The organism is Azoarcus olearius (genome assembly GCF_001682385.1).
Lineage (GTDB): Bacteria > Pseudomonadota > Gammaproteobacteria > Burkholderiales > Rhodocyclaceae > Azoarcus > Azoarcus olearius.
This window is the reverse complement of record NZ_CP016210.1, coordinates 4,022,900-4,034,735: the sequence shown is the minus strand read 5'-3', so window position 1 is coordinate 4,034,735 and position 11,836 is coordinate 4,022,900. Positions and strand designations below refer to the sequence as shown.

Genomic DNA, 11,836 nt, shown 5'->3' with positions numbered 1-11,836 from the left:
CATGAACTATTCCGCCGAATACGACGACTACTGGTCGCGAGAGGATCGGGTCGGTGAGGTCAGTGCCAGTCCGGAACATATCGCCGGGGTGATTGCCCGCGTTTGCGGGCTGGGGAGCGTACTTGACATCGGGTCCGGGGAGGGCGCCCTCGTCAGGGCGTTGCTCGCGCGCGGAATGGATGCGAGGGGGATCGATGTATCGTCCGTAGTGGTGGACCGAGTTAACCGCCGTATCCCGGGGCGGATTTCGGAGGCGTCCGTCCTTGCCTTGCCCTTTCCCGATGCCTCGGTCGATGCGGTTGTCTCCACGGACTGTCTGGAACACCTCGCGCCGGAGGACGTGCCGGCGGCACTTGGCGAGATCTACCGCGTCGCACGGCGGCATGTCGTGCTTCAGATTGCGACCACGGAAGACCGCGACGGCCACTGGCATCTCACGGTCGAGGGGCGGGCATGGTGGGAGACGCGCTGTTTCGAAGCCGGTTTCCGCAAGCACCCGCTCTACTACCGGGTCAATGACTACGCGGCTCTGAACCAGGACGGCTGGCAGGTCTTCATCCTCCTCGAAAAGGTGCCGGCAGAGGCGCTTGTCGCCTATCCGCTTACGGCGCTGATGGAAGAGCGCAACCTGCACATGGACATGCTGCGCGACAGTGGCGAGCGCTCGGACGCCCATGTGATCCGCTACCAGTGGGCCAGTGCGTACGTGAAGTCTGGAGACCGTGTCCTGGATGCGGCCTGCGGGCTGGGGTACGGCACGCATGTCGTCCGCAACCTTACCGACGCCGCTGAAGTCGTGGGCATCGACGGTAGCGACTACGCCATCGACTACGCGACGCGGAGCTACGCCGCCGACGACGGTCGCGTGCGTTATCGCTGCGGGCTGCTGCCCCAGGCGCTTGCCAGCTATGAGGACGGCGCTTTCGACGTCGTCATCTCCTTCGAAACGCTGGAGCATGTGGACGACCCCGTAGCGCTGCTGGAGGAGTTTCGCCGCGTGCTTGCACCCGGTGGCCGCCTGATTGCCAGCGTCCCGAACGATTGGAGCGATGAAACCGGCAGCGATCCCAATCCGCACCATCTCCACGTCTACACGTGGGAGCGCCTGCAGCGGGAAGTGTCGGCCGGATTCATCGTCGAAGCGACGGCCGCGCAGACGGCGACTCGCTGCAAAATTCCTGGACAACGGTTGGAATGGGAGCGCTGCGGACGCAGCCTGACCCCTGTCTCCCCGGCAGAAGCACCGCGGACCCGCGCCGAATGGTGGTTGATCGTCGGGATGAAGTCGCCGCTTCAGCCTGCGCTCCCCTATCGCGAACGGGCGTTCGCCAATGTCGCTGCCACCGGTCATCCCTCGGTTCGTTATGCAGAGGCGTACGACAACCCGTGGCTGATGCACAGCCTCGTCAACGTGGGTTACCGGCTCAGTGAGCCCGACGCCCTTGATCGCCTCGCTGCTGAAGTTTTGGCGACTGCAAATCCGGACTCGAACGACCGGGCCGCCGCGCTGTGCGTGGCCGCCTATCAGCTGCTGGGCCGTCCGCTTGCCGAGGCTGCGGAGGTTGAAGCAACGCTGACCCTCGTCGCGGAAGTCATCCAGCGCGAACCGCGCGATGCGATGGGGTTTCGCTGGAGAGTCTCGCTGCAGTTCGTGCGGGCCCGACTGCTGCTGATGGTGGGCAGACTGGACGACTCGCTTGACGCCTTCATCGAGTGTGCGCAGAACGACGTGCGGCGCTTTGGGGTCCATCTGGCCACCAAGACGACCGAAGCGTGGTTTCTCGCAGGCAAACTGGCGTATACGCTCGGGCGCCTGGAGCAGGCGGGAACGTGCTGGAGGAGCGGCGTCCGTTGTGGGGAGTTCCTGCAGTCGGCCAGTCTGGACGACATCCTCATGAACCGCGCCTATCCCAATCTCTTCAATCACGGCGATGGCGTGCGCGAGTACGCGCTCGCGTGGGACAACATTGCACGTTGTGCCAACGGTTTGCACCAACTGGCACGCGGTGGCCGTTTCGACATCGAGCAACTGGAAACGAGTTTCCAGGGCGAATACGCCATTGTCAGCCGTGATGCCCAGGGTTCGCGCGAGGCGCTGCTCCGTCTCATGCCCGAACTGTCCGATACACGTGCGCTGCTGGTGGAGCGGACCAATATGCTTGAAGCCCATGCCGAGGCGCTCAAGCGTGAGATCGCCGATCTTGTCGCCACTCGCCAGACGCTCGTGGAGCGTACTGACGAGTTGGTGCGTACGCGGTCGGATCTCGTGGAGCGTACGGAAAGTCTGGTAGGCACTCGGCGGGAACTTGTTGCGCGGACGGACGAGCTTGTGGCTACCCGGCGGGACTTGGTCGAACGCACCGACGATCTGGTTGGAGCGCGTGCCGCGCTCACCGAGCGGACATCGATGCTAGAGGCGGCGTTGGGAGAGATCGCATCCCTGAAGGCAGAACTGGCGGGGCTGCGCCCCAGCCACGGAGCTAGGTCTTGAAACAGGCGTTTTCCGGATAAGTGTAGCGGCCAAGCAGAGCGGGTACGCGCTGTCAGTAATTTTGCGCGCCACACCAGCGGCGATGCATGAGGATGATGAAGTCGGGTTCCGGTCGGGTGGGCGCGTCAGGCTGGACAATCCGAGCCGTGGTGAAAGGTCGCATGTCGCACTGCGGTAGAATATGCGGACAAGAAGCAACGGCCGCGGACGTGCGGAGGGAGGGGGTCATGACGTTTTTTCCGGTGTTCCTGTCGGTCGTGCTTGTTGTGCGTAACGAGTCCGCGCGGCTTGAAGACATCCTGGCGTCTGCGGTAGGCAGCGTTTCGCCGCTCGTGAGCGATTACGAAATCGTCGTGGTCGATAACGCATCCTCTGATGACAGCGTGACGAGGCTGAAGCGCCTGACCGGCGAGGATGGGCTGCCCAACCTGCAGGTTTATGCCCTGACCAAGGAGGTCGATACGGATACGGCCTCATGGGTGGGGCTGGAAAATGCACTCGGTGATTTCGTCGCGGTGATCGACCCTCTTGCCGATGACATCGCCTTTCTGCCGCAGATGCTCGACAAGGCGGTTTCGGGAGCCGATGTCGTCTTCGCGACTAACCAGCAAAGGCCGCCGCAGTCGCTGGCATACAATCTTGCGTACTTGGCGTTCAACCGCCTCTACAAGTTCTTCAACGGCATTCACCTTGCCAAAGAGGCGCCGCAGTACCGATTGCTGAGCAAACGGGTCATCAACTTCATCCTGCAACACCCGCAGCCGTCGATCACCTACCGCCATCTGCCCGCCACAGGTGGGTTTGCCCGCGTTAATCTGGAATACAGCGCACCGCCGCGCGCGCGCGCCACCAAACGTCTTGGCGAAAGCATCGGCCGTGGCACACGGCTGCTCGTGTCGACCACTCGCGCGCCCATGCGTCTGGTCACCGCGTTGTCGCTCTTCGGTGCGGTCGCCAATGTGCTCTATTCCATCTATGTGCTAGCGGTCGCGCTGCTGAGTCCGGACGTCGCCCCGGGCTGGGCGAGCCTGTCGCTGCAGCAATCGGGGATGTTCTTCCTGATCTCGCTGGTCCTGCTGGTGCTGGGCGAGTACATCCTGCACATGGCGAGTCTGTCGACCGAGGGCCCGCCCTACCATGTCGCGCAGGAATTCACCAGCGCGCGGCTAACGCGGCGCGAAAAGCTGAATATCGAGGATGTATCGTCGGTTCGCGCAGTGTCGGTCTTGGCTGGCGTGGAACGCGTCGCGTGACGGCTGCCGGGATGCCCATGTTCGACGCAATTGTCGTCGGGGGCGGATTTTACGGCTCGGCGATTGCCATCTACCTCGCCCAGCAGCGTCGTTTCGGCCGTGTTCTGCTCGTCGAGCGCGAGCGGGAATTGCTGGTGCGCGCGTCGTATCACAACCAGGCCCGAGTCCACAACGGGTATCACTATCCGCGGAGCTTCACGACCGCCTATCGCAGCCGCGTGAATCTACCGCGTTTCGTGCGTGACTGGCCGGCGGCGGTTAAGAAGGACTTCGTCAAGCTGTACGCGATTGCGCGCCGCAATTCCAAGGTGACGAGCCGCCAGTTCGAACGTTTTTGCCGTGACATCGGGGCCTTCATCGAACCAGCCCCTGTCAGCCTGGCACGCTACTTCGACCCCCACTTCATCGAGAACGTCTACGTCGTCGAGGAGCATGCGTTCGACGCTACCGTCTTGCGCACCTGGGCGGAGAGCGAACTGCGGGAGAGCGGTGTCGAGGTCCGGCTCGCAACCCGTGCCATTGCGGTGGTGCCGGCAACGGAAGGCGGGCTCGTCGTGACCCTGGGTGCCGCCGAGCGAGGTGAGTACCCGGTTCGCGCCGCCCATGTCTTCAACTGCACCTACAGCGGACTCAACCAACTCGGTGGCCGTTTCGGTACGACAAGGACCGGGCTCAAGCATGAGTTGACCGAGATGGCGCTGGTGGAGGTGCCCGCCCCTTTCAAGGAACTGGGCGTCACCGTGATGGACGGGCCCTTCTTTTCCCTGATGCCGTTTCCGGCGCGGGCGTTGCACACGCTGTCCCACGTGCGCTACACGCCACACCTCCAGTGGGAGGACGCCGTCGGGGTGGACCCGTATCAGCGTATGCACGACTACGGACGCCCCACCCGGGTGGACAGGATGGTGCGCGACGTGGCGCGATACCTGCCGTTGGTTGAGCAGGCGCGCCACGTCGATTCGCTGTTCGAGGTGAAGACGGTGCTGCAGAAGAACGAGGGCGACGACGGCCGCCCCATTCTGTTCGAGCGCCATGCGGAGCTGCCGGGCTGTTATTCCATCCTCGGCGGGAAGATCGACAACATCTACGACGTTCTCGAGAAGCTCGAGAGCGAAACCCTGCTTCCGTCATCGGGCACGGAGGAGTCTTCGACATGAAAGCATTGATTGGCTACACCGGATTCGTCGGCAGCACGCTGCTCCGCCAGACCGCCTTCGACGCGCTATTTCGCTCCACCGACATTCACGAAATCGAAGGTCGTCGTTTCGATCTGGTGGTGTGCGCCGGCGCGCCGGCACAGAAATGGATCGCGAACCGTGACCCGGAGTCGGACCTGGCGAAGATCAACGGCCTCATCGGTCATCTCGACCGGGTCGAGTGCAAGACCTTCGTGCTGATCAGCACGGTCGACGTGTTCAAGCAGCCGCTCGCGGTCGACGAGTCGTCGCCGGTCGACGAAAGCGGGCTGCACGCCTACGGGCTTCACCGTCGCCTGCTGGAGAAGTTCGTGGAGCGCCGCTTCGACCGCCACCTTGTGGTGCGCCTGCCCGGCCTCGTCGGTCCTGGGTTGCGCAAGAACGTCATCTTCGACCTTCTAAACGACAACAACCTGCACGCGATCGATAGTCGCGGCGTTTTCCAGTTCTACCCGATGGTCAATCTCTGGTACGACGTCGAGCGGGCGCTGCAGGCCGGGTTGTCGCTGGTCCACCTGACCGCGGCACCGGTCAGTGTGGCGGAGGTGGCGGCGAGTGGCTTCGGGCGGCGTTTTGATCAGCCGCTCGCGACACCGGCCGCCACATATGACATGCGCAGCCGCCACGCCGAACTGTTCGGCGGGCAGGGCGCCTATCAGTACAGCGTGCGTGAAACGCTGTCGGCCGTGCGGGCCTATGCTCAGTCCGAGCCGCGCGCGGTGAAGGTGGAGGCCGCAAAGTGAGACTGTCGATCTCGAACATCGCCTGGGATGCGGAGGAGGATGCGGCGGTGGCGGCACTGCTCGCGCGCCATGCAGTGGATGCGGTGGACGTTGCGCCGGGCAAGTATTTCCCGCGCCCGCAGCAGGCGACGGACGCGGAGGTGGCGGAGGTGCGCCGGTGGTGGGCAAGTCGGGGCATCGAAATCACGGGGATGCAGGCCTTGCTGTTCGGTACCACCGGTCTCAACGTCTTCGGTCCCGCCGACGTGCAGCGGGCCATGCTTGCGCACCTCGACGCCGTATGCCGCATCGGCGGCGGCCTGGGGGCGAAGTGCCTGGTGTTTGGTTCGCCGAAGAACCGGGACCGGGCGGCGCTCGACGACAGTCGCGTCCTGGACGTGGCATGCGGGTTTTTCTCCCGTCTGGGTGATGTTGCTGCGCGCCACGGCGTGGTGGTATGCCTTGAGCCGAACCCGGTGGCCTACGGTGCGAATTTCATGACGACCAGCGCGGAGACGGCTGCGGTTGTGCGGGCGGTGGGCCATCCCGCAATAAGGATGCAGCTCGACATCGGCGCCCTCGCTATGAACGGCGAGGACATCGGTGAGGTCGCGGCCGCCCATGGCGACCTGATCGCCCACATCCATGCGAGCGAGCCCGGGCTGAAAACCCTGGGTGACGGCGGGAGCGACCATGCTCGGGCGGCGGCCGTCCTGGCGGACGGGCGCGTGGGCAAGCTGGTATGCATCGAGATGCTGGCCGCGAACGACGAGCCGCACCTCGCTGCGATCGAGCGTGCGCTGCTCGCTGCCGACGCGACCTATCGGGTGGCGGAGCGCGGTGCATGAAGTGGTTGATTCTCGTTCTGGGCATCCTCAGCAACGCTTCCGCCAGCGTGCTGGTGAAGTACGCCATGCTGCCGCCGCGACGGTTTCCCTCGCTCGCTGACCCGATGGCGGCGCTTTCCAACTGGCCGTTCTGGCTTGGTCTTGCGCTGTATGGGGGGGCGTTCCTGCTGTACGCCGCCGCACTGGCGCGGCTGCCGCTCAATGTTGCACATCCGGTGCTCACCTCTGGAGCGGTCGCCACCGTCGCGCTGTTCTCGGTCGTGTTGTTCAGCGAGCCATTCCATTGGACGACGGCCGCTGGCGTGGTGCTGGTGATTGCCGGCGTCTTCCTGATCACTTTTCGCGTCGCCTGAATACTCCAAGACGATGACATCATCCTTCAAGCCGAACTTGCCCGAGGCCGCCCAGTGGGAGGTCCCCGCTTTCGATACGCCCCTGTGGCTCGGCCGTACCCACCGCCATTGCGTGGTTATCCCCGTCATCAACGAAGGCGAGCGCATCCGCAACCTGCTGCGGCGGATGACCGCGCTGTCCATCTCCTCGCAGGCCGACATCATCATCGTGGATGGCGGAAGCAAGGATGGATCGCTGGCGCTGGAGGCGTTGCAGGCGGAGAGCGTTCGGGGGCTGCTCGTGAAGACCGGGCCGGGTAAGCTCGGTGCGCAACTACGTTGTGCATACGCGTTTGCGCTCAATGAGGGCTACGACGGTATCGTGACGATCGATGGCAATGACAAGGATGATCCTGAAGGCATTCCGCGCTTCATCCAGGCGCTGGAGGCAGGCTACGACTTTGTCCAGGGGTCGCGTTTCGTTGCTGGGGGTATCGCCGAGAACACGCCGCGCTCGCGCGACTGGGCCATTCGTTTCATCCACGCGCCCGTGTTGAGCCTCGCCTCCGGCTTCCGCTGGACCGATACGACACAGGGTTTCCGGGCGTACAGCCGTGCCATGCTTCTCGATCCCAGGGTTGCCCCGTTCCGGGACGTGTTCGTTACCTACGAACTGCTGGCCTACATGTCGTATCGCGCACCGCGTCTCGGTTTCCGCTGCGTTGAATTGCCGTCGGCCCGCCGCTATCCCAAGGGCGAAGTCCCGACCAAGATTTCCAGCGTGCGTGGCAACCTTTCGGTGCTCAAAGTACTGGTGGCGTCATGTCTCGGGCAGTTCAATCCGGACGAAAAGGAGTACGCGCGGTGAGGGCGGAGACTGAGGGCCACAAGCGCGGACTGGCCTATGCGCTTGTCGCGGTCGTCGTCGTTGCCCAGATATTCGTCGCCGCCCATGCCCTGGTGGACCTGCCGAAGGTCGACGGCTGGGCCGTATGGAATCGCGTGATGCGTCTGCTGGCAGGCGAGGTGACCTGGGATCAGTATCTGTTTCTGCCGCACGGTGCGCATCTGCATTCGGTTGTTTACCTCGTTGCCTGGGCCGATTACCACTGGGCCAATGGGCGGCAGCTGCTAATGACGGTGGTGTCCTATCTCGCCACTGCCGGTTGTGCTTTGTTCGTCGCAGGACGCGTGCTGGCGTGGATGGAGCGGGAAGGGATTTCACTCATCGTCCGGTTGAGCGGCGCAGTGGCTGTGGCGGCACTGGTGACCAACCTCGCGGACTACGAAACGCTGATGCAACCTTTCCAGGTCGTCATGAGTGTGTCGCGCCTGACCTACCTGTTGTTGTTGTGGTACCTCATCAAGGTGTTGCGGCGCGGTAGCGTGGGGGCTTACCTGGCTGTCGTCGCGGCGAGTTGCCTTGCCGTAACCTTTCACGGTGCAGGCCACCTCTTTGCCGCCGCGTTCGCACTGTTGCACGTTGTCTTTTCGCGCCGCCCGCTCATGACGCTGGGAGCCCCGCTGCCGCTTATCGTCGGAATCGCCGTTCAGAAGCACTACTCGCCAGGCGGCGGCGAACTGGGGGCGCTCGGCATCCTGCTGTCGTCGCCTGACATGGCGGGAGCCTTCCTGAAGGCGGTGTGCGCATACTTTGCTACCCCGATCAACTATCTGTGGCCCGTCGTCGGCGAGCGGACGCTGCTGTCCATGGGATTCATCGTTTTCGCCGTGACCACGGCCTTTGCCGCGTATGGCACTGTCCTGGCGTTCGCGGCGCGCCTGCCACTGGGAAATGGGCGGCAGTGGAACGTAAGCGACGAGGTGGCGATGGCTTGGGTCATCGCTGTGATTCTGGCCTTGTCCGGGGCAGCGGCAGCGGCATTCTGGATCGTGCGTGTCGGCGCGGGGAACGCCGGGGAGGCCTATCGTTCGGTGCTCGCGAGCGCGCGATACGGAGCATACGCAAGCCTGGCCTGGAGCATCTTCATGGGGGTCGCGGTTCTCGGGTTGGCACGTTTTCGCGCTGCGCGTCATGCCCAGCTAGGCGTCACCCTCCTGGTTACGCTGGCCGCAGTGTGGCCGGCCGCCACCCTGGCCCGTTTCTACACCTTCGACGACCACCTCAACATCGCGGCAGCGGCATTGTCGATGGGATTTTCGCCGACACACCCCGAAGGGGAGGCCGTGTGGCCGGGGGTAAAAGACGATTGGTACTGGATAGATGCACTGCCGATGACCGCTGCATTTCTTCGGATTGATCACAAGGGCCCCTGGTCGCATCTCCCGGCACTGCACGCCACGAACGGCGGCACCGTAGAGCGCTTGCCGGTGGCTGCAGCAGCAGTGCGGCCGGTGGAAACTGACAGACGTCGGGCTACATGCCATCTGGAGGGGCGCTTAGAGGGCGTGGATTCCGGAGGGGTGCCGCGAAGCGTTCTGGCTCCCGTCGTAAATTATGGTAACGAGGTCATCGGCTATGCTGTATTGACGCGTGCGAGTGCGGAAGGCGATCATCGCCCGCTCAAGGGCTACGTGCTGTGTGCCGACGCGCAACGTGCCGGGCCCGCGGGGCTTTACCTCACCCAGGCGCAGACGGGATGGGTTGCTGCTGCCGAGGGCGACGAAGGCATCGCTCCTTTCGACCTTACCGATGCAACCTGGATCCAAGGGGTTGCACGCAATTGGCCCGGCTTCTTCGTTGCGGATGTGCCGGAAGCGCGGGCCCTGTTCGTTCCGGGCACGATCTTGCGATTCGCCGACGGGCAGCTACGTGTCGTCCAGCGGCAAGAGGTCGCCAACGGTTATCTCAATGTATTCGTCACGGGCGCGATCCTGGACGGGGGCTCGGTCGGTTTTCCGCATAAGGTTGCGGTATTGAACTGATAGCTGCCCGGCAAGGGCGCGCGGTCGGCGAATGAAGCACAAGATTTCTATCAAGTAAGCAGAGAAACATGAAAAAAGTCGCGTTGATCACGGGTGTAACCGGCCAGGACGGCTCCTATCTCGCCGAGTTGCTGTTGGCCAAGGGCTATGAGGTCCACGGCATCAAGCGCCGCACGTCGCTCTTCAACACCGACCGGATCGACCATCTGTATCAGGACCCGCACGAAGAAGGGCGCCGCTTCATTCTTCACTACGGCGACATGACGGACTCATCCAGCCTGATCCGCATCATCCAGCAGGTGCAGCCGGACGAAATCTACAACCTCGCGGCGCAGTCCCATGTCGCGGTCTCGTTCGAAGAACCTGAGTACACCGCCAACTCGGACGCGCTTGGCGCCTTGCGCATCCTTGAGGCGATCCGCATCCTCGGCCTGGAGAAGAAGTCTCGCTTCTATCAGGCGTCGACCTCCGAGTTGTACGGCTTGGTCCAGGAGATCCCGCAGAAGGAGACGACGCCGTTCTACCCGCGGTCGCCCTATGCCGTTGCCAAGATGTATGCCTACTGGATCACGGTGAATTACCGCGAGGCCTATGGGATCTATGCCTGCAACGGCATCTTGTTCAACCACGAGAGCCCGGTGCGGGGTGAAACCTTTGTTACCCGCAAAATCACCCGCGCGCTCGCGCGCATCAAACTCGGGCTGCAAGACTGCCTTTTCCTCGGCAACCTGAACGCGAAGCGCGATTGGGGCCACGCCAAGGACTACGTGGAGATGCAGTGGATGATGCTGCAGCAGGACAAGCCGGAGGATTTCGTCATCGCCACGGGTGTGCAATACAGCGTGAGGGAGTTCGTCGACGCGGCTGCGCGCGAGATCGGCATCCGCATCACCTGGAAGGGCGAAGGGGTGGACGAGAAGGGGTATGACGAAAGCGGCCGCTGCATCGTCGCAGTCGATGAGCGCTACTTCAGGCCTACCGAGGTCGAGACGCTGCTGGGCGATGCCTCCAAGGCCCGGCGCCTGCTTGGTTGGACACCACGGATTTCGTTTAGCGAACTTGTGTCGGAGATGATGCGCGAAGACATGAAGGCGGCGGAGCGTGATGAACTCGTCAAGACGCATGGCTATTCGGCCTATGACTACCACGAATAATCTGCCCTTGGACAAGGATGCCCGGATCTATGTCGCGGGGCACCGCGGCATGGTCGGCTCCGCCATCGAGCGGCATCTGGTGGCTGCCGGTTATTCCAATGTGCTTGCGCGTAGCCATGACGAGCTCGACCTGACCAACCAGGCCGATGTCTTCGCGTTCCTCCGTGAGGAGCGGCCGGATTTCATTTTCCTCGCCGCGGGCCGAGTGGGAGGTATTCACGCCAACAATACCTATCGCGCGGATTTCATCTATCGCAACCTGATGATCGAGGCCAACGTCATCCACGGTGCCTGGCTCGCCGGGGTCAGACGCTTGCTCTTCATCGGTTCGAGCTGTATCTACCCGCGTCAGTGCCCGCAACCCATCCACGAAGACTATCTCCTGAGCGGGCCGCTCGAGAAGACCAACGAGCCGTACGCGCTGGCGAAGATCGCGGGTGTGAAGCTGTGCGAGAGCTACAACGCGCAGTACGGCACTTCGTACTTCTCGGTGATGGCGACCAATCTCTACGGTCCTAACGACAACTACGACCCCGACAACAGCCACGTGCTACCTTCGCTGATCCGCAAGGCGCACGACGCCAAGGTCACGGGAAGCCATGAACTCGTGGTGTGGGGCTCCGGGGCGCCACGGCGTGAGTTTCTCTACGTAGACGACATGGCGGATGCATGTGTATTCCTGATGGAGCGCGGTCTGGGCGACGGCCTCGTGAATGTCGGCACTGGCGCTGATCTCACCATTCGCGAACTCGCGGAAATGGTGATGGACGTGGTGGGGTTCGAGGGTGCGATCCGCTTCGACAGCGCAAAGCCGGACGGAACGCCGCGCAAGTTGCTCAACGTCGACCGGATGACTGAAATGGGTTGGCAGGCGAAGACAGGCCTGCGCGAGGGAATCGCGAAGGCCTACCAGGACTATCTCCAGCGTTTCGGGTCTCCGCGATGACGGCACCG

Annotated in this window: 10 protein-coding genes; all 10 read left to right on the top strand. The window is 63.2% G+C overall.

Annotated elements, in window-relative coordinates:
- The first annotated feature begins 1 nt into the window (after position 1).
- The 10 genes from dqs_RS18440 (at position 2) to dqs_RS18395 (ending at position 11,828) form a co-directional block, all read left to right on the top strand.
- Positions 2 to 2,491, top strand: coding sequence for a methyltransferase domain-containing protein (locus dqs_RS18440; RefSeq protein WP_065341362.1), 2,490 nt, complete (start codon positions 2 to 4; stop codon positions 2,489 to 2,491).
- 227 nt (positions 2,492 to 2,718) lie between these two features.
- Positions 2,719 to 3,744, top strand: a complete 1,026-nt coding sequence (locus tag dqs_RS18435) for a glycosyltransferase (protein WP_011767316.1) — start codon at positions 2,719 to 2,721, stop codon at positions 3,742 to 3,744.
- 17 nt (positions 3,745 to 3,761) lie between these two features.
- Positions 3,762 to 4,901, top strand: coding sequence for an FAD-dependent oxidoreductase (locus dqs_RS18430; protein WP_157108216.1), 1,140 nt, complete (start codon positions 3,762 to 3,764; stop codon positions 4,899 to 4,901).
- A complete protein-coding gene (locus dqs_RS18425; protein ID WP_065341360.1) occupies positions 4,898 to 5,683 on the top strand; it encodes an NAD-dependent epimerase/dehydratase family protein in 786 nt (261 codons plus the stop codon). The genes dqs_RS18430 and dqs_RS18425 overlap by 4 nt, the downstream gene beginning before the upstream one ends.
- Entirely contained in the window at positions 5,680 to 6,510 is an 831-nt protein-coding gene (locus tag dqs_RS18420; protein ID WP_011767313.1) for a sugar phosphate isomerase/epimerase family protein, read from the top strand. Before dqs_RS18425 ends, dqs_RS18420 begins: the two co-directional genes overlap by 4 nt.
- Positions 6,507 to 6,863 carry an SMR family transporter gene (locus dqs_RS18415; protein WP_011767312.1) on the top strand — a complete coding sequence of 119 codons (357 nt, stop codon included), beginning with the start codon at positions 6,507 to 6,509 and terminating at the stop codon, positions 6,861 to 6,863. Before dqs_RS18420 ends, dqs_RS18415 begins: the two co-directional genes overlap by 4 nt.
- 13 nt (positions 6,864 to 6,876) lie before the next feature.
- On the top strand, positions 6,877 to 7,710 hold the full coding sequence (locus dqs_RS18410) for a glycosyltransferase family 2 protein (RefSeq protein ID WP_011767311.1): 834 nt from the start codon (positions 6,877 to 6,879) through the stop codon (positions 7,708 to 7,710).
- On the top strand, positions 7,707 to 9,728 hold the full coding sequence (locus dqs_RS18405; protein ID WP_065341359.1) for a hypothetical protein: 2,022 nt from the start codon (positions 7,707 to 7,709) through the stop codon (positions 9,726 to 9,728). The genes dqs_RS18410 and dqs_RS18405 overlap by 4 nt, the downstream gene beginning before the upstream one ends.
- A gap of 68 nt (positions 9,729 to 9,796) precedes the next feature.
- Positions 9,797 to 10,882: a GDP-mannose 4,6-dehydratase gene (gmd, locus tag dqs_RS18400; RefSeq protein ID WP_011767309.1), complete on the top strand. Its 1,086-nt coding sequence runs from the start codon at positions 9,797 to 9,799 to the stop codon at positions 10,880 to 10,882.
- A gap of 7 nt (positions 10,883 to 10,889) precedes the next feature.
- Positions 10,890 to 11,828, top strand: a complete 939-nt coding sequence (locus dqs_RS18395; RefSeq protein ID WP_065341358.1) for a GDP-L-fucose synthase family protein — start codon at positions 10,890 to 10,892, stop codon at positions 11,826 to 11,828.
- Positions 11,829 to 11,836 lie beyond the last annotated feature (8 nt).

Bases quoted from the DNA above. Each gene is read 5' to 3' on its own strand.
- dqs_RS18440 (WP_065341362.1), top strand. From the start codon at position 2: ATGAACTATTCCGCCGAATACGACGACTACTGGTCGCGAGAGGATCGG.
- dqs_RS18435 (WP_011767316.1), top strand. From the start codon at position 2,719: ATGACGTTTTTTCCGGTGTTCCTGTCGGTCGTGCTTGTTGTGCGTAAC.
- dqs_RS18430 (WP_157108216.1), top strand. From the start codon at position 3,762: ATGTTCGACGCAATTGTCGTCGGGGGCGGATTTTACGGCTCGGCGATT.
- dqs_RS18425 (WP_065341360.1), top strand. From the start codon at position 4,898: ATGAAAGCATTGATTGGCTACACCGGATTCGTCGGCAGCACGCTGCTC.
- dqs_RS18415 (WP_011767312.1), top strand. From the start codon at position 6,507: ATGAAGTGGTTGATTCTCGTTCTGGGCATCCTCAGCAACGCTTCCGCC.
- dqs_RS18410 (WP_011767311.1), top strand. From the start codon at position 6,877: ATGACATCATCCTTCAAGCCGAACTTGCCCGAGGCCGCCCAGTGGGAG.
- gmd (WP_011767309.1), top strand. From the start codon at position 9,797: ATGAAAAAAGTCGCGTTGATCACGGGTGTAACCGGCCAGGACGGCTCC.